The sequence below is a fragment of the Gemella haemolysans genome (assembly GCF_028308085.1).
Taxonomy (GTDB): domain Bacteria; phylum Bacillota; class Bacilli; order Staphylococcales; family Gemellaceae; genus Gemella; species Gemella haemolysans_D.
The window spans coordinates 68545-89494 of the sequence record NZ_JAQMFS010000094.1; the positions used below are offsets into that span (position 1 = coordinate 68545).

20 protein-coding genes and 1 other annotated feature are annotated in these 20950 nt (G+C 29.5%); of the genes, 4 read left to right on the top strand and 16 right to left on the bottom strand.

What is annotated here, in order from left to right; translation table 11 throughout:
- Window positions 1-2 precede the first annotated feature (2 nt).
- Window positions 3-311, bottom strand: coding sequence for a 50S ribosomal protein L21 (gene rplU, locus PNO30_RS07960; protein ID WP_003144981.1), 309 nt, complete (start codon window positions 309-311; stop codon window positions 3-5).
- 19 nt (window positions 312-330) lie between these two features.
- Window positions 331-402 (bottom strand) — a sequence feature (ribosomal protein L21 leader region).
- A gap of 136 nt (window positions 403-538) precedes the next feature.
- Entirely contained in the window at window positions 539-1432 is an 894-nt protein-coding gene (locus tag PNO30_RS07965; RefSeq protein ID WP_271965013.1) for a YidC/Oxa1 family membrane protein insertase, read from the bottom strand.
- Window positions 1433-1783: 351 nt separating this feature from the next.
- Between PNO30_RS07965 and PNO30_RS07970 the strand changes: the two genes are divergently transcribed.
- A complete protein-coding gene (locus tag PNO30_RS07970; protein WP_271987937.1) occupies window positions 1784-2080 on the top strand; it encodes a hypothetical protein in 297 nt (98 codons plus the stop codon).
- Window positions 2081-2151: 71 nt separating this feature from the next.
- Window positions 2152-3384 (top strand): MFS transporter, encoded by a 1233-nt coding sequence (locus PNO30_RS07975; RefSeq protein ID WP_271987894.1) that lies wholly within the window; start codon window positions 2152-2154, stop codon window positions 3382-3384.
- Window positions 3385-3483: 99 nt separating this feature from the next.
- Here PNO30_RS07975 and PNO30_RS07980 read toward each other — a convergent pair whose 3' ends face one another.
- From PNO30_RS07980 to PNO30_RS08045, 14 genes are all read right to left on the bottom strand, one after another.
- On the bottom strand, window positions 3484-4764 hold the full coding sequence (locus tag PNO30_RS07980; protein WP_271965010.1) for a solute carrier family 23 protein: 1281 nt from the start codon (window positions 4762-4764) through the stop codon (window positions 3484-3486).
- Between the two features lie 254 nt (window positions 4765-5018).
- Window positions 5019-5603, bottom strand: a complete 585-nt coding sequence (locus PNO30_RS07985; protein WP_271987896.1) for a peptidylprolyl isomerase — start codon at window positions 5601-5603, stop codon at window positions 5019-5021.
- Between the two features lie 57 nt (window positions 5604-5660).
- Entirely contained in the window at window positions 5661-7604 is a 1944-nt protein-coding gene (gene thrS / locus PNO30_RS07990; protein ID WP_271987898.1) for a threonine--tRNA ligase, read from the bottom strand.
- A gap of 339 nt (window positions 7605-7943) precedes the next feature.
- Window positions 7944-9143 (bottom strand): leucine-rich repeat domain-containing protein, encoded by a 1200-nt coding sequence (locus PNO30_RS07995; RefSeq protein ID WP_271987900.1) that lies wholly within the window; start codon window positions 9141-9143, stop codon window positions 7944-7946.
- Window positions 9124-10692, bottom strand: coding sequence for a hypothetical protein (locus tag PNO30_RS08000; protein ID WP_271987902.1), 1569 nt, complete (start codon window positions 10690-10692; stop codon window positions 9124-9126). The genes PNO30_RS07995 and PNO30_RS08000 overlap by 20 nt, the downstream gene beginning before the upstream one ends.
- Before the next feature lie 6 nt (window positions 10693-10698).
- Window positions 10699-11661 (bottom strand): glycosyltransferase family 2 protein, encoded by a 963-nt coding sequence (locus PNO30_RS08005; protein ID WP_048803463.1) that lies wholly within the window; start codon window positions 11659-11661, stop codon window positions 10699-10701.
- A gap of 15 nt (window positions 11662-11676) precedes the next feature.
- Window positions 11677-12708: an L-threonylcarbamoyladenylate synthase gene (locus PNO30_RS08010; RefSeq protein WP_271987904.1), complete on the bottom strand. Its 1032-nt coding sequence runs from the start codon at window positions 12706-12708 to the stop codon at window positions 11677-11679.
- A 25-nt stretch (window positions 12709-12733) separates the two neighbouring features.
- Entirely contained in the window at window positions 12734-13519 is a 786-nt protein-coding gene (locus PNO30_RS08015; protein ID WP_271987906.1) for an energy-coupling factor transporter transmembrane component T family protein, read from the bottom strand.
- On the bottom strand, window positions 13512-14399 hold the full coding sequence (locus tag PNO30_RS08020; protein WP_271987909.1) for an energy-coupling factor transporter ATPase: 888 nt from the start codon (window positions 14397-14399) through the stop codon (window positions 13512-13514). Before PNO30_RS08020 ends, PNO30_RS08015 begins: the two co-directional genes overlap by 8 nt.
- Entirely contained in the window at window positions 14384-15205 is an 822-nt protein-coding gene (locus PNO30_RS08025) for an energy-coupling factor transporter ATPase (protein ID WP_271987911.1), read from the bottom strand. Before PNO30_RS08025 ends, PNO30_RS08020 begins: the two co-directional genes overlap by 16 nt.
- Window positions 15206-15305: 100 nt before the next feature.
- The gene (gene truA, locus PNO30_RS08030; protein ID WP_271987913.1) at window positions 15306-16103 is read right to left on the bottom strand and encodes a tRNA pseudouridine(38-40) synthase TruA; all 798 of its coding nucleotides are present in this window, start codon (window positions 16101-16103) and stop codon (window positions 15306-15308) included.
- 24 nt (window positions 16104-16127) lie between these two features.
- Window positions 16128-16817, bottom strand: a complete 690-nt coding sequence (locus PNO30_RS08035; protein ID WP_271987916.1) for a pentapeptide repeat-containing protein — start codon at window positions 16815-16817, stop codon at window positions 16128-16130.
- A gap of 156 nt (window positions 16818-16973) precedes the next feature.
- Window positions 16974-18068, bottom strand: a complete 1095-nt coding sequence (locus PNO30_RS08040) for an MGDG synthase family glycosyltransferase (protein WP_271987918.1) — start codon at window positions 18066-18068, stop codon at window positions 16974-16976.
- Between the two features lie 11 nt (window positions 18069-18079).
- Entirely contained in the window at window positions 18080-18682 is a 603-nt protein-coding gene (locus PNO30_RS08045; RefSeq protein WP_271987920.1) for a phosphatase PAP2 family protein, read from the bottom strand.
- A gap of 363 nt (window positions 18683-19045) precedes the next feature.
- Here PNO30_RS08045 and PNO30_RS08050 point away from each other — a divergent pair, with 363 nt between their 5' ends.
- Together PNO30_RS08050 and PNO30_RS08055 are read left to right on the top strand one after the other, a co-directional pair.
- Window positions 19046-20137: a serine hydrolase gene (locus PNO30_RS08050; protein WP_271987921.1), complete on the top strand. Its 1092-nt coding sequence runs from the start codon at window positions 19046-19048 to the stop codon at window positions 20135-20137.
- A 155-nt stretch (window positions 20138-20292) separates the two neighbouring features.
- On the top strand, window positions 20293-20949 hold the full coding sequence (locus PNO30_RS08055) for a LexA family transcriptional regulator (protein ID WP_271964995.1): 657 nt from the start codon (window positions 20293-20295) through the stop codon (window positions 20947-20949).
- The last annotated feature ends 1 nt before the right edge of the window (window position 20950 follow it).

Consider the following 20950-nt stretch of genomic DNA (forward strand, 5'->3'; position numbering starts at 1 on the left):
GATTAAGCGTTAATTTTTTCAACTACTAATTTAGTGAAAGGTTGACGATGACCTAATTTACGGTGATTGTTCTTTTTAGGTTTGTATTTAAATACTGTGATTTTTTTACCTTTACCTTGAGCAACTACTTTAGCTGTTACTGTCGCACCAGCTACTAAAGGAGCACCAACTTTTGTTGTTTCTCCACCTACTAATACTACTTCGTCAAAAGTAACTGTAGAATCAACTTCAGCTGCTAATTTCTCAACTAAGATTGTTTGTCCTTCTTCAACACGTAGTTGTTTCCCACCTGTTTTAATTACTGCGTACATATCTGCACCTCCTTAAATATTTTTTACTAAGACTCGCCATATAAGGTGGATTTCTCTCTTGTTTACCTTATACGTGCGGTTGTAGTAGCTATTTTAGGAGCTACACAACAATTCAATTCTAACACATATATACCCTAACGTCAACTATATTGATAACTTTTCTTACTTTTTTTTCAAAAAAACTAGGTCAGTAAACTATATTTCTAAAGTTCACTGACCTCGTTTAATTATTTACGTTTTTTCTTGTTAGAAACTAATGTAACTTTTTCCGGATCAAACGTTTGTTTCTTTTGCTTTTCTGGTTTATATGGTGGATATAATGCATGTCCTAGGTATGTTTGGAAAATCATGAATATCCCCCCCACGATATAATACACGGCAACTGCTCCAGCTACGATGAATGAGAACCCTGTAATCATTATCGGTGATAACCATTGCATCATTTGCATTTGACTTTGCATTTGCTCTTGACCTGGTTGAGTTGGTGTCGGCATTAGACTCATTTGTAATTTTGTTTGGATAGCATATACAGCAAACGCGATTAATGGTAATGTATATGAACGAGTACCAAGACTGAATACTCCAAGGAATGTAGAATCAATAATTCCAGCAGAGTATAATGGATTAGATAACGTATAGAACAATCCAGTTAAGAATGGAAGTGGAATAAGCATTGGTAAACATCCACCTAAACTTAATGGCATTGCATCATATTTTTTCATGATAGCCATTTGTTCTCTTTGTAATTCCATAAGTTCACTACGAGCTTGCATTTTCTCTTCATTAGAAATTGCTCTAGCTTCTTTTTCTTTAGCAGCTTTTTGCTTCTTCTGAACTACTTCTAATTCTGGACGAGCTAATTCTTGTCCTTTTCTCGCTTTATTTTGTACTTTATAGTTGTTTAACATAAACGGAAGTACTAGTAATCTAATAATTAATGTAATAATTACAATTGACCAACCCCAACTTCCAGTATATTCGTGAATTTTCGCTAAGAATATATCCATCGGTTTTACAAACGTTTCATAAAATGTTCCAGATCTATCATATGCTGAACATCCCGATAGTGTAACTACTCCAAGCAAACCTAATAAAATTGCTGATAGTTTTTTCAATTTCATTCTCCTTAAATTTTTTATTTCTAATTTGTAATTTTAGTAAATTGTTACTAATATTATACCTAGTAAATTATATCAAAATAAAAAGAGTGAGTCAAACTATTGTTTAACTAAACTCCATTAAATTTAATAAAGTTTAAGAATAATATTTTTTATAACGTTCAAAATAAATTGACAGTATAACTCATTAGTTGTATAATATTGGTAAGAAAGGGATGATTATTATCAAAAATATACAATATATTACAGATATCGAGAAACTAAAGATTATTTCTGATCCTTTAAGAATCAGTATTCTTACAACACTCGGTACGGAAAAAAAAAAACTCAAGACAACTTGCAAAACTTTTAAAAATTAATAGAACTAAAATACACTATCATCTTAATATTCTAGAGGAAAATAATTTTATCGAAGTAGTAGATACAGATTCAATAAATGGAATAGTCCAAAAATATTATCTACCAACAGCACAAGCATTCGTACCTTCACCTAGTATCTTTAACGACTTATTTAACAATACTTCAGTTAATTTTAATGTAAATAAAGAAGATGTGAAAGATTTCTGGAATGAAATTAAAATACTAGAAAAAAAATTCTCCTCAAAAAATAAAAATAGTGTTAGTATTAGTATTATTTCTACAGCTCGCTAAGAGCTGTAAAAAAATGTATTAACGGTCAAATATTTTTTATCGTTAAAATTTTCACAAAGGATGTGTACTCAATGTTTAAAAATAAAAACTTTTCAATTTTACTATTCGGTAGATTAATCACTAACTTTGGCGATAGCATATATTCAATAGCTGCTTTAACTTTAATCTACTCTTTAACTAAATCTACTTTTTATAGTGGTATTACCTTGTTTTTAATCTCATTTACCGCTATATTACAAATATTTATTTCGCCAATAATTAGCAAATTTAATGTGAAGTATTTTCTAATTATTTCACAGTTACTTCAAGCGATAATATTACTAGTTATTACCTATCTAATCTTCATTGATAAACTACATATTACTATACTAATAATTTTTATCGTTTGTATTAGTTTCATTAATCAAATAGTTTATCCTATTCAACTTAGTTTACTTCCAAAAATAGTTAAACAACAAGAGTTAGTTAAAGCAAATTCATTATTTTCCATAGCTTATCAAGGGAGTGACGCTCTCTTTAATTCAATAGGTGGATTTATTATTACAGTTTTTGGAACAATATTTGCTTTCATCATAAATAGTTTTACTTTTTTTGTTAATAGTATATTATTTATTTTTCTATCAGACGACTTATCTAAAAATGAAAAAACTACTAATTCCACACAAGAAAACTATCTTTCAAAATTAAGTAATGGTATAAAAATCTGGAATGCCCCTCTATTAAAACCATTGTTAATTGGAATAATAATAATTAATTTTTCTACCAGCTCTTTACTAACGGTACTTCCTGAGTATTCAGAAACTAGCTATTTTTATGGAATTTTACTTAGTGCCTCTGGACTTGGTATCTTAATAGGAGCCTTTCTTTCTAACAAGAAAATATTACAAAACATAAAGTTAGGTACATTATATATTACATTTGCATTTGGTGTCGCTGTTTCTTGGGGAGCACTTAGCATTCTTAACAATAATTCCATTACAAACAAAATAATCAATTTTTTACTATTTCTAATTGGTTGGATTCTTATAGGGATTTTGAATACATATTCTCAAACAATGATTCAATGCATTGTAAATAAAGATAAATTAGATGTTGCTATGTCTACCATGATTGGCTTATCAATAGCTTTTAGTCCTCTAGGCGCTCTAGTAGCTGGAATATTAAGTATAAAATTCAATACTAAGATTATTATAGTTTTTACTTCGTTGTTAATTTTAAGTATATTTCTATTTTGGTTATTCAATAATAATATTAGGAAATTACCTAGTTTTTCTAATTTAACAGAGAAAGATAATATTCTATAATCCCATCTATAACGAAGTCCTATTATTTATTAGACTATGTTTCAAAACAAAAAATAGCTAGTAACTTGTTTTAAAAGTTACTAGCTATTTTGTTAAATACTATTTTTTATCTTCTTTTGGTAAAAATGCATTTAATAGCACACCGCTGATAGCCGCAAGTGCCATTGCTGGAAGTTCGAAGTTAATGCTTTCGAATTTAAGCATTGCTCCTCCTACTCCTAAAACGATGATTACTGATGAAATTACTAAGTTTCTGTTAATACTTAAGTCTACTTTTTCATCTACTAACATTCTAAGTCCACTTGAAGCGATAATACCGAATAGTAAAATCGATACACCACCCATAACTGGTGATGGAATCGTAGAAATTAGAGCTGAGAACTTACCTACAAAACTTAAGATAAGTGCGAATACCGCTGCTCCTCCTAACACGAATACAGAGAAGATACGTGTAATAGCAAGAACCCCAATGTTTTCACCGTATGTTGTACTTGGCGGCCCACCTAAAAGTGATGCAAACATCATCGCTGTTCCATCTGCTAAAATTGAACGGTGTAATCCTGGATCTTTTAGGAAGTTTCTTCCTACTACTTCAGATAATACCATTTGGTGACCGATGTGTTCGTTAATAGTTACTATCGCGATAGGTACCATTGCTAATGCTGCTACATTCCAATGTGGTGTATATGTCACAAAAGGAATTGTGAACTTCGGTAAACTAAACCAAGGGGCATCGATAACTGGTTGGAAATCTACTAATCCTGCGAATACTGCTACGATGTAACCAAAAACAATTCCTAATAATACAGGAATTTGTTTAGCAAATCCTCTTAAAGCTACGCAACAGAAAATAGTTGCTGCTAATGTGATAAGAGCTACTAAGAAGTATTTCAAATCATAAACTTTAGCTCCATCTACTGTTTTATACATCGCCATGTTAATTGCTGTAGGAGCAATTCCAAGTCCAATAACAATGATAATAGGTCCAACTACTACCGGTGGTAAAAGTTTAAGCAACCAATTTACACCAAATTTGTAAATTAACATTGCTACAACTCCATAAACTAAGCTGGCTAAAAATGCACCAAGCATTGCTGTTTCAACATTGTGTGTTGTTGATAATACAATAATAGGATTAATAAAGGCAAATGAAGATCCTAAGTATGCAGGAATTTTACCTCTAGTTATTAATAAATACGTAAGTGTTCCAATACCTGATGTTGTTAAAGCTGTACTTGCTGGTAATCCTGTTAAAATTGGTACTAACACAGTCGCTCCAAACATTGCGAATAAGTGTTGTAAGCTTAACGTTACCCATAGAGCTAAGTTAGGCTTTTCATGAACATCAAGAATTGGTTTTACTCTTGTTTTTTCTGCCATTCTTTTTCTCCTTTTTTTATATTCAAACTTTCATAATTATATCACATGAATAGTCAATTTGAAAGTGTTTTTTTTTATTTTTTTCGAGAAGAAATTTAAAATAATTAATAATATTTTATTATTGGAAAAAAGTTTCCTCTGTTCTTTAGTTTATATTAATTTTTATTATCTAAATTCTAAAATTATATAATGATTTTTTTCTACTACAATATATAAAAACGCAAGATTAAATCTATTAACCTTGCGTTTTATAATTATTTAACTTCTACATCAAGTATTACAACTTCTTCAACTGGTTTATCTTGTGCTCCAGTTTTTACGGCTGCAATTTTTTCTAAAGTTCTCGCACCTGCAATAAGTTGTCCAAACACTGTGTGACGGTGATCTAAGTGAGGAGTTCCTCCTAGTTTAGCATAACCTTCAACAGCCTCTTTTGGCCATCCACCTTGTTCAAGCGCTTGTAAAGTTCTAGCATCTACATGAGAATTTTGAACTATAAAGAATTGACTTCCATTTGTGTTTGGTCCAGCATTCGCCATACTTAACGCACCATAGAAGTGGAAATAATCCATTGAGAATTCATCTTCGAAACTACGTCCCCAAATTGATTCTCCTCCCATACCTGTTCCAGTTGGATCTCCACCTTGAATCATAAAGTCTTTAATTACACGGTGGAAAATAATACCTTTATAGTATCCATTTTTAGCATGAGTTAAAAAGTTCTCTACTGCTTTTGGAATATCTTTTTCAAATAATTTGAAAGTCATATCTCCATGAGTAGTTTTAATTTTCACTCTAACTTGACCTTTTTTTACATTTTTTGTTAATTGAGTTAACATTATATCTCTCCTTATTATAAGAAGGGATGAACTTCCACCCCTTCTCTTTTTATTTTACTATGCGTTTTTCTCGATTAATCTTTCGTTAATTTCTCTTAAGATATTTTCTTTAAATTCAGCAAAGCTTTCTTCTTTTTGATCGTGTGAACCAAATGTTCTTACGTTAACATTTCTGTTTTCAACTTCTTTATCTCCAATTACTAAAGTATATGGAATTTTTTTGCTTGCTGCTTCACGGATTTTATATCCTAATTTTTCGTCTCTATCATCGATAGCTACTTTAACACCAGCTTTTTTAAGTTCTTGCATGATTTCTTTAGAATAGTCATAGTGGTAATCGTTGTTTACTGGAATAATACGTACTTGGTTTGGTGATAACCATGTTGGTAAGTCCCCTTTGTACTCTTCTAATAAGAAGGCAACCATTCTTTCCATTGTTGATACAATACCACGGTGGATAACTACTGGACGGTGAGCTTTTCCATCTTCACCAATGTATTCTAGTTCGAATCTTTCTGGTAATAAGAAGTCTAATTGAATTGTAGATAATGTTTCTTGTTTTCCGATTGCTGTTTCTACTTGAACGTCAAGTTTTGGTCCGTAGAATGCTGCTTCTCCTTCAGCTTCAACATAGTCTAAACCTAATTCATCGGCAGTTTCTTTTAACATTTGTTGAGCATTGTTCCACATTGCATCATCGTCGAAATATTTTTCAGTGTTTTCTGGATCTCTGTAAGATAGACGGTAACTGAAGTTTTTAATACCTAAATCTTTGTATGCTTCTTCGATAAGTCCTACTGTAAGTTTGAATTCATCTTTAAGTTGGTCTGGGCGTACGAAGATATGAGCATCATTTAGAGTCATACCACGAACACGTTGTAATCCGCTTACTGCTCCACTTGCTTCATAACGGTGCATCATTCCAAGTTCGGCGATACGAATTGGAAGTTCACGGTATGAGTGACGTTCATTTTTATAAACCATCATGTGGTGAGGACAGTTCATTGGACGAAGTACCATTGTTTCGTGGTCCATCTCCATTGGTGGGAACATATCTTCTTGATAGTGGTCCCAGTGTCCACTTGTAATATATAAATCTTTAGATCCCATAATCGGAGTATAAACGTGGTCATATCCTAATTCAACTTCTTTGTCAACGATATATCTTTCGATTGTACGACGGATAGTAGCACCATTTGGTAACCATAATGGTAATCCAGCACCAACTTTTTGACTTGTTGTGAAGATTCCTAGTTCTTTACCTAGTTTTCTGTGATCACGTTCACGTGCTTCTTGTAATCTCACTAAGTGTTGCTCCATATGATCTTTAGTGAAGTAAGCTGTTCCGTAAATACGTTGTAACATTTTATTATCACTATTACCTCTCCAGTATGCACCAGCTATAGATAATAATTTAAATTCTTTAATTTTTGAAGTTGCACTTACATGTCCTCCACGACAAAGGTCAGTAAATTCACCTTGTGTGTAAACTGTAATTACTTCATCAGCTGGAAGATCATTAATTAATTCTACTTTATATGGATCTTCTTTGAAAATTTCTAAAGCTTCTTCTTTACTTACTTCACGACCTTCAATTGCGTAATTTTCGCTAATAATTTTCTTAACTTCTTTTTCGATTGCTTTGAAGTCTTCTTCTGAAACTTTGTATTCAGCATCAAAGTCATAGTAGAATCCACCATCGATAGCTGGACCAACTCCGAAGTGCACATCTTTACCGTATAATCTTCTTAAAGCTTGCGCTAATACGTGAGCTGATGAGTGACGTAGTACGTATAAACTATCTTTATCTTCATCATCTGCTACGATAAGTTTTAAATGACCATCTTTTGTTATTGGTTTGTTAACTTCGATGTAATCCTCATCTAATTTTGCAGAAATAACTTTTTTCTTAAGACTAACACTGATGCTTTCCGCAATTTCTAAAGGTGTTTTATTATCATATTCTCTTACATTTCCATCTGGAAAAACTAATTTAGCCATATTAAGGTCTCCTTCTTTTTTATATACTTAGTCTAACTTACTTAGAAATTAAAAAAGCCCCTTCTCTAGCCGAAACTAAAGAAGGGACGAATCTTTTCGTGGTACCACCCAAATTCGAAGTAATTTTACTTCCTCTTTGTGAATATAGCTCACTAACTATGTTAATACTATTAGTTAGGTAGTAACATATATTGCTTATAGGTATTTTCAGCACCATACCCTCTCTTAAATAAGTTAAATATATATCTTGTCCTAAGTATACGTTGATTTATTTCATTAATGTAATTCTAGCACAAAGATATATGAATTTCAAGGGGAAACTCATATATCTTTTTCATTTTATTTATTTTTTTTCCAATAACTTCTTATACCACTAAAAGTAAAAATTAATATTAGCAACATAAAAATATAATTTTTTACACTGAAATATTTCGCAGCTTCTGTTTTTACTACCTCTAGTTTCTTATCTATGTTATTAGATTTTTTAACTTCTAAGTTATTTTTTTCGAATGTAGTTATATCAGTTTCACTAACTTTAGTATTTTTTAAAGCTATATAATAAAGATATTTTGCATCCTTTAATGCTGAAATATCAGTCACCGCTGTATCAGATATATCTACACTAGAAATATTTGGTACATCTTTTAACGCATCTATATTTCTCAGACCTATATTTTCGTTCAGCATCAATCGATATAAATACTTTTTATCTTTCAACGCATCTATATTTTCAATATTGTTTTTATACAATAGTAATTCTTCTAAGCTTGATAAATCTTTAAGTGCTGTAATATCACTAATACTATTTCTATCTAAATACAATACTCTTAATGATTTTAATTCAGTTAATGGCGTTATATCCTTAATAGCATTTTCTTCAGCAACTAAGCTCTCAAGTTTTGTAGCATTTTTTATAAATGAAATATTGTCTAAACCTATACCAGAAATATTTAGACTCCTTAGATTTTCAAGTTTCAAATTATTTGGAATATAATCTTTTAAAATACTATTCATCGAAATATCTAATGATTCTACTTTTAAATCATTTAGAAAATCTAAGTTATTCATTAGATTTTTTCTAAGCACTAATTGTCTTAATTTAGTTAATTTCGCTAAACTCTTTGGATCTTTTATTTTATTATTTGTTAGATTTAAATCTTCCAATTCTACTAGTTTTTCTAAAGGTGTAATATCTTCAATAAAGTTATTTGATAGATTTAAATTTTTCAAATTAACAGCATATTCTAAACCTTTTAGAGAAAAAATATTTTTCCAGGGTAATGATAGACTTGTAAATTGTTCCATCATTCCTATCGTTACTTCTTCACCTTTATAGTCTTTATTAATATGAAACTTATAATATTCTAGTAACGCTTCTTTAAGATTAAGATCATCGAAATCTATTTTTTGACTATTTTCAATTTCTGTAAATTTCTTTTCTCCAAAGGGTACATAAACATCATTAGCTTTTATCGTTGGAGTAGATACAGCTAGTCCCAATAATGTTATGACAAAAGCTTTATATATTACCTTTTTCATCTTTGTCCTCTTTATTTTTTTTATACTCAGTTATTTTATTTTGCACAATTATTAATCCATATGCAGCAAGTGGAATTAAAAATACGAAATACGGGAATACATATCTGCTTTTCGCTTCCCAAATCATATGAAATAATGTTCCACCAATAAATGCAACCGGGATTATCGTTAGTATTTCTTTTTTCTTTTTATAGACATTCACTGCAAAAACCACAGAAAATACATACACAAATACTTGAAATACCTTCATAATAAATGAAATTACATCATGAGTTCCATCAAAGTAAATTTGTTTTATAAAAAAGTCTTTTACTTTCTCCAACTTAGTTTCATTATCAAAGTTTCTTTGAGGTGCTGTGACCAATAAACTTTGGAATGTTGGTTCTATAAATTGATTTTCATACTTTCTTTGATAAAAATCTACAGCATATCTAGGATTTTTCTTAAATACCTCTACTCTTTGTTTTATAGAATCTTTTGAAATATCAGTTATACGTTTTGCATCATAATCTTCTTCTGGCATTATGTCATAATTGAATCTATTCCACCAACCTGCTTCACGATCTCCTTCTTGCATCCCCATCGCTATCCATGTAATTTTCGGAACACCCTCAGCGATTGTCTTTTGACTCTTAACTTCATAATAATTATAAATTAGACTCTTAGAAGCACTCATTAAAAATAGACAGCTAACTATAAAAGCAATAACTTTTTTATCTCTAACTCTAATAAGATAAATTATGGCTGCTGAGAATATTGCCAGCATATGTATTAAGTTATTACCTATAAATAGAATTGCAATATTAATGCTTAAAGCACTTATTACCAACGTATACCATTTTTTACACTTAATATACTTTATAAAATAATAATAAGCGACTAATGTTAAAAACATACCTGGCAGCAATCCGTAGACAAATGCAACATAAAATACTAACGGGAAACATAGTCCACTAAGAATTATAACTAAATAGTTTGTATCTTCATCATCAAACATTATATTAGATATTTTATATAACATAAAAATTATATAACTTATCGAAAAACTTTGCATTATATATAAAATAAATGTTGCTCTACCAAATAATGACAGTATTATTTGGAAAAGAAATACTGTTGTAATTTGGTGTGAATATATATATAAATAGTTATTTCCTTTATCAAGACCACTATAGTTCTCTCTTATGAAATTATTAGCTTGATCTATTACATTAAATGGATCAAATTGCACATAATCACGTCTCAATATCGCAAATAATATACTAATAATAAATGTATAAATCATTACAACTAAAACTAATCTTTGAACACTTATTATTTTTTTCAAATATCTTGCTAATATTAAGATAACTATACTAAATATTATAAGAAATATAATATTTAGTATAGCACTATCATTTTCATAATATAAAGTTTCTTGATAATCTTTCGGAAATATCGCTGTTTTTGTTAACACTAATAGTGAATTCATCCCCATAAGCATCATAAAAATCACAGCTATGACTTTTACTAAAAAGTTAGAAAATTTATTTAATATTTCCTTATTCATTGCCAATTATTCCTCTTCGTTTTTTTCTTCGTTTAAGAATTGTTCAACAATGAATCTTGGGCGACCTTTTGTTTCTAAGTAAATTTTACCTACATATTCACCTACAATACCTAATGAAATCATAATCATTCCACCGATGAACCACATCGATATCATTAAGCTTGACCACCCCGGTCTTGCAAATCCTGCAAAGTAACTATATAAAGTGTAGAAGAATACTATCGCAGCAATAAATATCATCAATGCTCCACCTATAGTAATAAATCTAATTAATTTTACAGATAAAGAAGTAATTCCTTCAAAAGCAAATGCTAACATCTTAGATAATGGATATTTACTTTCTCCAGCAAATCTTTCTGCACGTTCGTATGTTACAATATCACTTGGATATCCTATCATAGGAACAATACCACGTAGGAATAAGTTTACTTCTTTAAATTGAGCTAATCCTTCTAATGCACGTTTACTCATTAAACGATAGTCTGCATGGTTGAATACTGTATTAGCTCCTAGTTTTTCCATTACTTTATAGAATGCCTCTGCTGTGAAACGTTTAAAGAATGTATCTGTAGTTCTTGCTGAACGAACACCGTAAACTACATCAGCACCTTCAAGATATTTTTTCATCATTTCATCCATAGCGTTAATATCATCTTGTAAATCAGCATCCATTGAAATACTTACATCACAGTGATCCTTAACAGTCATAAGTCCTGCTAATAAAGCATTTTGGTGACCTCTATTTCTACTTAAGTTAATACCACTGAATAATGGATTTTTTTTATGAAGTTCTTCTATCATCTTCCATGTTTTATCTTTTGAACCATCGTTCACTAAAACAACACGGCTATCTTTTGAAATTAAATCTTCTTCTATCATAGAATTCATTTTAACTTCTAATCTTTTTGCAGTTTCGTTTAATACCTCTTCTTCATTGTAACAAGGTATAACTACGTATAACTTTTTCATTACAAATCTCCTATTTTATTTTTTACTTATTGCTTTATTAAGTCTATTTAATAAAGCTTTATTCTCTTTTGTCTCTTCAATCGGTAGTATAAAAATCTCTTCTACCTCTTCTTCATCAAACTCCCTTAGAATATTATATAAATTTTTATTAGATTGTTCAACACTTTTCTCATTATCCGCTAAATATTTTACAGAAACATTTAAAAAGTCAACTTCTGATTCCATTTCTTTATATGTAATAAAGCCAGTTTTTTTATCTCTTTCTTTTAAAATACTTATTAATTTCTCAAATGAATCATTAAACAACACTAATTCCGCTTCTGGAGAATAATGTCTATATTTCATTCCAGGGGCGATAGGAGTCTCATTTTTTGTTAGTATTTCTTCATTATATTTTACACTACCTTCTCCTAGTACACCTTCTATATCTTCTTTTGTAATTTCTCCAGGACGTGCAATAACAAGAGGATATCTCGTACAATCAATAACTGTACTTTCCAAACCAATATCAGATTGCTCATCTTCGATTATTACATCAATTTTCCCATTCAAATCATGGTAAACATGTTCAAATTTTGTTGGAGATGGTTTACCACTTGTATTAGCACTTGGTGCTGCTAATAAAACTTCAGTTTCCTTTAATATTTCTCGAGCAGTAATATTAGAAGGCATCCTAACAGCTAATGTATTTAATCCTGCAGTAACCTTTTTAGAAACGCCATTGTTATCTTTAGCATTTAAAATTAACGTCATAGGTCCTGGCCAAAAATTATTTATTAGTTTTTTTACATTTTCATCGTTATAATCGACTATGCTATCCAATTGGTTCATTTCATAAAAATGAACAATTAATGGATTGTCACTAGGGCGTCCTTTAGCTTCATATATTTTACTTACCGCTTCATCGTCCATAGCATTAGCACTAAGTCCATATACCGTTTCTGTTGGAATAGCTACTAACTTCCCATCTTTATAATATGTAGTTAATTTACTATATATTTCTTCTTTATTTTCACTTTTAGAAATATTAATTATTTCTGTTTCCATCCTATCTCCTTTCTTTGATTTAACACTACAATATTATTAATATTGTAATGACTATTATTAATATATAACTTAAATAATCTAGATTACTATATTTCAATACTTTATACTTACTTCTTATTCCAGTTGTGGAATACCCTCTTACTTCCATTGCAGTAGCAAGTTCATCAGCTCTTTTTAGAGTAGCTATAAATAAGGGGATTAATATTGGAATAAACTTTCTTACTTTCTGCGCTAGATTTCCCTCATTAAAATCTGAACCACGAGAAACCTGTGCATTTATTATTCTATTAGTTTCTTCTAATATAGTTGGAATAAATCTTAGTGAAATTGATAATACTAATGCAAAAGTTGAAATTGGAATTCCTACTTTCTGTAAAAATCCAAGACTCTTTTCTATAGCATTAGTTATCTCAGTTGGTGAAGTAGTAGCCATAAAAACCACCATTATCATAACAACTAAAATAAACCTAACAGTTATCAATGCTATTCCAAAAAGTGCTCCACTATAAATCTTCCAGCCCAACACCTCTAACAATACTTCACCTTTTTTATTAAAAACAAGATGAATAAAAGAAGTAAATATTATCAATACACTAATTGCTTTCACACTATTTATTAAAAATGCTAGACTTGTTTTCGATAATATCACTATCATTATCAACATTAAAAACAAGATAGAAAACTCTAGAACATTATAAGCAATAAAGACATCTACTAAGTACAAAATTACAAAAAATATTTTCGCTCTAGGATCTAGATTATGAATAATTGTATTCAATGGAATATATTTACTTATTAATGAATTATTCATTTACACTACTTCCTATCTTATTTTTTAAAGCACCTATTAAATCTTCGTATTTCCTAGGAAATACATCTAGCTTAATATTATTTTCTTGCAGCTTATTATAAAATTTTAGTAATTCTGGTTGTTCCAGTGAATTTTCTTTAAGAAGCTGTTTATCTTCAAAAAGTTCCTCTACTGTTCCTTCAAAATTAATTCTTCCATTTTTCAAAACAAAAACTTTATCTGCATATTCTAATACATAGTTCATATTATGAGATATAAGAATTATTGTCATATTAAGTTCGTCTTTAAGTTTTTTAACCATGGTCATGATTTCTTCACGACTCTTATAATCTAAAGCTACTGTTGGCTCATCTAATATCAATACTTTTGGTTCTAGAGCAAGTACTCCACATAGAGCGACTTTTCTCATCTCTCCACCAGAAAGTTCAAATGGTGATTTATCTAAGTAACTCTCATCTAATCCGACTAACTTTATTAATTCTTTAGCTTTAGAAATGGCTCTTTCTTCTGATATACCGTAGTTTAATGGTGCAAAGATAATATCTTTTAATACACTTGTTTCAAATAATTGTTGCTCAGAAAATTGGAATAATACGGCAACATCTTGTCTTAATACTTTTAATTTTTTGGCCAGTTCACGCTTTTCTTTTTTACTTTTCGGATTAGTAATTAGTACATTATTTACCAATACTTCTCCTTGTGTAGGTAATAATAAACCATTAATATGCTCTATAAGAGTAGATTTACCACTCCCAGTCTTACCTATTATAACTGTATAACTTCCTTTTTCTACGTTCAAGTTAATATCTTTCAATACTTCTCTTGCATAAGGGGTTTTATAATTATAAGTATAGCTTACATTTTTTAAACTAATTTGCATATTTTTTTCACTACACTCTCCTCATCTTCTTCTATTTCAAATATATCTTGATTTAGGTAATTATTTATATCTTTTTTTACTCTTTCTACAAAAGGAACTTCTAAACTATATTTTTCGAGTATTGTCGTATCAGAATATAATGTAGTATAGTCTCCATGATAAACTATTTCTCCACCTTCTAATATAACAATATCATCCGAATAAATACTCTCTTCTGCATCATGAGTAATTGATATTATAGTTATTCCTTTTTCTCTATTAATTTTTTTTATATACCCTAAAATGGACTTTCTTGCCTTTGGATCAAGCATACTCGTAGCCTCATCCAATATTAAAATCTCAGGCTTTAAAGCTAGTGAAGATGCTATTGCAACCCGTTGTTTTTGCCCACCTGACAGTGATGACGGCTCATATTTTCTGTAGTCACTCATATCTACAATCTCTAAAACCTCATCTATTATTTTATCCATATCTTCTTGTGGTATATTCCTGTTTTCAAGCCCAAAAGCAATGTCTTCTTCTACAGTAGAACCTACAAATTGGTTGTCAGGATTTTGAAATACTATAGCTATTTTATTTTTTATATCATCATAAATTTCTTTACTGTATTCTTCATTATTAAATAGAACCTTCCCAGAAGTTGCTAGATTCTGACCGTAAATCAACTTCATTAACGTTGATTTTCCACTTCCATTTTTTCCTAAGACACTTAGCCAATGCCCTTCTTTTATTTCTAAATTTATATTTGATAATGCAGTCTTTTTAGAACTAGAATACTGAAAAAAAACATCTTCAAATTTTATCATTTTATTACCTAATTTTCTATAGAATATCTTTTTATTATACCAAATATCACGATTTTTCTCAATCTAAACAAGAATTCATCCTTAAATATATTAATATAAATTATTTATTACAATAACTCTGTAAACTATTTTTAATAAACTCATTTACCTTATCATCATCATATACTACCTCTTTTAGGTATAATCCTGCAGCATCTGCCTTAGGACCAGCAAATTGACGTTCTTTTTTATCTAATATTTCTTTTATATAGTCCGCTTCATATTTACCAGCAGCTACATTTTGTATAGTTCCAATAATTATCCTAACCATATTATATAAGAAACCATTCCCTGTAATTTCAAAGTTTACAATGTTAGGGTTAATCGGATCTTTTTCCATAGTTAAACTATATATCGTCCTAACCTTATCCTCAACACTAGAGTTTTTCGAACAAAATGATGAAAAGTCGTGTTCTCCTATAAAATACTTCAGTGCCTCTTGAGCCTTTTCAAAATTAAAATCAAAACTATGTTTACCTACATAATTTAATAAAAATGGATCAACTTCTCTTCCGATGTATAATTTATAATAATATGTTTTTTGTGTACTATTATATCTAACATGGAAATCCTCTGAAACTGTCGTTGCTCCCACTATTCTAATATCTTTTGGAATAGTAGCATTTAAAGCCTTAACCCAGGCAACATCTGGAATATTTAAATCAGTATCAAAATGTAATACCTGCCCATAGGCATGAACACCACTGTCCGTTCTTCCACTCATATAAAGTCGCACATCTTTTTTATTAATTTTCTTTAAACTCTTCTCAATTTCTTCTTGAATTGTATTATTATTTGGTTGTATTTGAAATCCATGGTAATTGCTACCATCATATCTACAAAGTAAAGCTATTCTCACTTTTATCTCCTACATCTTTTATTTTTAATATTTTTTTGCCTCTTCTTCTATCATCCAAAAATGAATACCTCCGGTTGAATCATACCATCGATCTTCATTGAAATTTCCTGCATAAACCCACTCTCCAAGTTTATAACAAAAGTCCTCAGCAACAGTTGACCATGCTTCGTCATAAAAAATAGTACCTTCAAAATTTTTTATTTCTAATACCTTAGCCTTATCACATCTGCAACAGTTTCTAGTTGAAGATACTCTTTTTGAATCACTTGGTATCAAAAGCTTTATAATTCTATTATTAAGTCCTTTTTTATAAGCAATAAACGCTCCTTGTTCAGGACAATATAATTTAAAATACTCCGTTTTATTATCAAAAATAATATTTTTTAAATTTGCACCTTCTAAAACAGCTGCATATAACTTGGCACCCTTAATATTGGCATTTTGTAAATTCACCCTTCTCATCGATGCTTTTTTTAGATTCGAATTAACAAAAAGAGCATTTTTCATATTACAATCATCTAGAAGACAATTTTCTAGATTACTATCTGTAAAATCTACATTACTAAAATCTACATTGATAAAATTTGAAGAAGAAAAATCTAATCTCGATAAATTAAACCCTTTTAAATTCATATCTTCAAAAATCAAGTCATTAAAATTCTTTTCCCCGTGTTTTAATCGTTCACTAAATTCCTCATACGAAATTTTTTTCATATATTAACACCTCTATATGATATTATAGCATATACAGTGACTTTCTATAAATTTTATCTGAATAAAATATTTTAAAAAAATACCGATTCAAAAATTAGATTCTCTTCTAACTTTTAAGTCGGTATCTAAATATTTATAATTATCTAAAATATAATTTTATATTGAGTCTAAATAACTCATTATATCTTCACATATATTGTAACTAGCCTTGGGTAAATAATTCCCCCTCATATTGGACTTCATTTTTTCAATGTTATCTTTCGATAATAATTGTTCTACATATTTCAGTACTTCCTCTTGATTTTTAGCAATTTTGGCCATATTATGTTTCTTGAAGTATCTAGCATTCTCCATCTCCTGACCTGGTACTGGATTAAAAAGAATTAATAGAATATTACTCGCTAACGCTTCAGATATAGTTACTCCCCCAGCCTTTGTTATAAGTACACTAGAAGATTTCATCCACTCACACATATTCTCTGTATATCCAAAAATCTTAACATCTTTATCTCTACTGTATTTATAATCTAACTCGTTTTTCAACTTCTTATTTTTACCACAAATTACTACTACTTGAACATCGTTACTTTTCTTTTTCAATTGCTCGATAAGCATTGCAAAGTCAGTAGATACCCCGAAAGCTCCGGCAGATAATAAAACTGTATTTTTTGTAGTACTTAGACCGTTATCTTTTAACCAACTATCAACATCAAGAATATCATCAAATTTTTCTGCAATCGGTATACCAAATTTTTTAATCTTGTTTTTTTCTACCCCTAATTTCAACAACTCTTTTTCAGTATCATTAGTCGCAACGTAGTATCGAAACGCTCCTTTTGTTAGCCAACTTTTATGAAAATGATAATCTGTTATTATATTTACTATTGGTATCTTTTTATTTTTTAACAGAGATAATGCTGGTGTCGGAAATGTAGATATAATAATGTCTGGTTTAACTTCTTTCATTAATCTTTTTAAATACTCATAACTAAAATACCTGTAGACAGAGATATCACTTTGATTCCTACCAGCATAATATAAATAGCCATAGATATCTCTAAAATACGAAAAGCTATATAGATACAACTTTTTCAAAACAGGCGTTAAATTCGGATGTGCCTGTAAAAATAAATCAGACTCTATTACTGTCACTTTATCACCATAGTACTTTTCAAATATTTCTCTAACGTTTTTTGAAACTTGCAGATGCCCGTTCCCAAATGAGCCTGTTATCAATAAGATTCTCTTCATACTGTTTCACCTTACTTCCTACTATAATAAATTAGATTGTAAATTAGAACTATTGCACTCCCTAAAGATACCCCCGCTATCGTATCAGTTGGATAATGAACTCCTAAATAAATTCTAGAGCTTACTATAAATAAAATTCCAACTGTAGCTACAAGAATTGGAGTATATGTAGTTTTCTTCATCAATTTTATAGATATTAAAGCTATCGATAAATATAATATTGTGGCTGAAGTTGAATGTCCACTAGGAAAACTTAAACTATTCAACTCTACTAATCGATGAATATTTGGACGTGGACGATTAAATATTGTTTTAATAAAATCCATCACTATACCGCATGTTCCCATTGTAAGAGTTAAAAATAAAGCCTCTCTTTTAAACTTCCTTGCGAATAATATTATAACTATCATAACTGTTATTATTGCACTTTGTTTCATATCTGCTATATTGGTCATATTTAAATATATACTAGTAAGTACTGAATTCTCTAATCCTTGAATAAAATTAATAATTGCATTATCTAAAGGTTTTAAGAAACTATTATACCCACTAGCCATTAAGATAAATATTCCAATAAAAAATATAACTAAGTTCACCTGTTTTCTTTTTGTCATTTGATCTCCTATGAAATTACTTACTTTATAATTCCTATAATAATACCATAATTTAATACATATAGATAGTAAAATAAAATTCTCTCTTTCTCTTAAACTCTATAAAATTCATTTCGAATTTCCACGTGACCACAATCCACTAATAACGTTCTCCTCAAAATTTTAAAATTAATGTGTTTCCGTTAACTATTTCAACATTAATATTATGCTATAATTTATTACTCTTTTTCTATAACTCTATCAAATTTGACTACATTTAATTTTTAAAAATCCACCCTAATTCCCCTTAGATATTACTTGAAATTTCGCATTTTATCATTTATAATTATTAGGTTAACGAAATAAATATAAACAGGAGAATTTATGTCGAAGGAACCTATGTCGAAAATTAAAAAAATTATAATATTATTATCTTCTCTATTTTTAATATCCATAGCTGCTCTTTATTATTTAAATAAAAAGCATATTGTAAATTTAAATAATATAATATCTTATTGGCATGCTAATAAAACAGATAATACAAACGAACAAGCTAATGCTGAACAAAATGATAATAAAGACGAAGCAAAAGAACCAGAGAAAAAAGTTAAATCTTTAGAAGAAAAACAAGCTACGATGGCTGCTGATGCGGCAACTATAAAATCACTAGGTTTAAATTTTGATTATGTAAATATGACTCTACCTGAAGTTGTCCAAGCTTACCTAAAAGCAAATGGAATTAAAAATTCTCAAGTAGCTTTCTCATATAAAAACTTAAACACTGGGGAACTAATAGAAATGAATGAGACTCAACCAATGACTGCTGGTTCAACTTACAAACTTCCACTTAATATGATAATTGTCGATGATTTTGATAAATATAATTTATCAATGACCAAACGATATGATATAACTAAAACAGAGTATGAATATATCGGAGAGCACGATGCATATGTTAGAGCTTTTAATGGGGCTATGACTATTCCAGAAATGCAACAGTATTCATTAGTTTATTCAGAAAATACTCCAGCATATGCTCTTGGTGACCGCTTAGGCGGTATGAGTGAAGTATATAAAATGTATAATAGATACGGAGAGTCTAAAGGAGAACTAAAAACTTTCAGTACTGATAACAAAACTACAACTAATTATTACATCCAAGTTCTTCAACATCTATGGGATGGTAAAGAAAAATATAAGGATCTTCGTCGATATATTGGAGAATCATTCCCAGGTGAATACTATAAACGATATTTACCAAATCTCCAAATTGAACAAAAACCAGGTTATGTTAATGATGCACTAAACGTTGATGCAATAGTTTATGAAAAAACACCTTATATTATTGCTCTATATACGGCTGGTTTAGGTGGAACAACTCCTGCTACCCAAGAAATTAATCTTGTTGGTTTAAACCAAATTGGACAACTTTCATATGTTATAAACGAATGGCACCGTGTTAATATGAATATGTAATCAAATAATATTTAATGCTAATTAATTATCTAGAATTGGCCAGAAATAAAAATTTCTGAGCCAATTCTTTTTATTTATACTTTGACAAATTCTATTTTTTAATTTATAATATTTGTAAAGTTATAACTTTACAAATATTATAAACGGAGGTAGTTATGTTTTGCAATAATAGATTAAAATCTTTGCGTACTAAAAGAAAAGTTTCTCAAACTGCAGTAGCTGAATATCTTGGTGTTACTCGTGCTGCCTACAATAGTTGGGAAAAAGGTAAATATGTTCCTAATAAGAAAAATTTAGAAGAACTAGCTCTTTATTTCAATGTAGAAACTACCTATTTTGAATCAGAATACGAAATAGTTAATAAATATCTACAGTTAAACGATATAAATCAAAAGAAACTTTTGACTATAGCGAATAAACTATATATTTCTCAATTACATAAATATCAAGTTCACGCAAAATTATCAGCTGGACTAGGAAATTTCTACTATGAAAACTATGATTTCGATACAGTTTATTTTGATAAAGATATCCCTTATGATATAGCTTCATGGATTGATGGGGATTCTATGGAACCTAAATACCATAGCGGAAATGTCGCCCTAATTAAGAAAACTGGGTATGATTTTGACGGATTAGTTTACGCTGTAGTCTACAATGAAGAAACATACATAAAAAAAGTTTATTTGGAGGGCAATATTGTTCGCTTAGTTTCTATCAACGATAGTTATAAAGACATAATGGCTCCTATAGAAGAAGTACATATTGTAGGAATAGTCACAGATTCGTTCAAACCAATAACAGAGGTGTAAA

What these genes read in the sequence shown, in the direction of transcription:
- rplU (WP_003144981.1), bottom strand. Translation starts at nt 311, where the DNA reads ATGTACGCAGTAATTAAAACAGGTGGGAAACAACTACGTGTTGAAGAA.
- PNO30_RS07965 (WP_271965013.1), bottom strand. Translation starts at nt 1,432, where the DNA reads ATGAAATTGAAAAAACTATCAGCAATTTTATTAGGTTTGCTTGGAGTA.
- PNO30_RS07975 (WP_271987894.1), top strand. Translation starts at nt 2,152, where the DNA reads ATGTTTAAAAATAAAAACTTTTCAATTTTACTATTCGGTAGATTAATC.
- PNO30_RS07980 (WP_271965010.1), bottom strand. Translation starts at nt 4,764, where the DNA reads ATGGCAGAAAAAACAAGAGTAAAACCAATTCTTGATGTTCATGAAAAG.
- PNO30_RS07985 (WP_271987896.1), bottom strand. Translation starts at nt 5,603, where the DNA reads ATGTTAACTCAATTAACAAAAAATGTAAAAAAAGGTCAAGTTAGAGTG.
- thrS (WP_271987898.1), bottom strand. Translation starts at nt 7,604, where the DNA reads ATGGCTAAATTAGTTTTTCCAGATGGAAATGTAAGAGAATATGATAAT.
- PNO30_RS07995 (WP_271987900.1), bottom strand. Translation starts at nt 9,143, where the DNA reads ATGAAAAAGGTAATATATAAAGCTTTTGTCATAACATTATTGGGACTA.
- PNO30_RS08000 (WP_271987902.1), bottom strand. Translation starts at nt 10,692, where the DNA reads ATGAATAAGGAAATATTAAATAAATTTTCTAACTTTTTAGTAAAAGTC.
- PNO30_RS08005 (WP_048803463.1), bottom strand. Translation starts at nt 11,661, where the DNA reads ATGAAAAAGTTATACGTAGTTATACCTTGTTACAATGAAGAAGAGGTA.
- PNO30_RS08010 (WP_271987904.1), bottom strand. Translation starts at nt 12,708, where the DNA reads ATGGAAACAGAAATAATTAATATTTCTAAAAGTGAAAATAAAGAAGAA.
- PNO30_RS08015 (WP_271987906.1), bottom strand. Translation starts at nt 13,519, where the DNA reads ATGAATAATTCATTAATAAGTAAATATATTCCATTGAATACAATTATT.
- PNO30_RS08020 (WP_271987909.1), bottom strand. Translation starts at nt 14,399, where the DNA reads ATGCAAATTAGTTTAAAAAATGTAAGCTATACTTATAATTATAAAACC.
- PNO30_RS08025 (WP_271987911.1), bottom strand. Translation starts at nt 15,205, where the DNA reads ATGATAAAATTTGAAGATGTTTTTTTTCAGTATTCTAGTTCTAAAAAG.
- PNO30_RS08035 (WP_271987916.1), bottom strand. Translation starts at nt 16,817, where the DNA reads ATGAAAAAAATTTCGTATGAGGAATTTAGTGAACGATTAAAACACGGG.
- PNO30_RS08040 (WP_271987918.1), bottom strand. Translation starts at nt 18,068, where the DNA reads ATGAAGAGAATCTTATTGATAACAGGCTCATTTGGGAACGGGCATCTG.
- PNO30_RS08045 (WP_271987920.1), bottom strand. Translation starts at nt 18,682, where the DNA reads ATGACAAAAAGAAAACAGGTGAACTTAGTTATATTTTTTATTGGAATA.
- PNO30_RS08050 (WP_271987921.1), top strand. Translation starts at nt 19,046, where the DNA reads ATGTCGAAGGAACCTATGTCGAAAATTAAAAAAATTATAATATTATTA.
- PNO30_RS08055 (WP_271964995.1), top strand. Translation starts at nt 20,293, where the DNA reads ATGTTTTGCAATAATAGATTAAAATCTTTGCGTACTAAAAGAAAAGTT.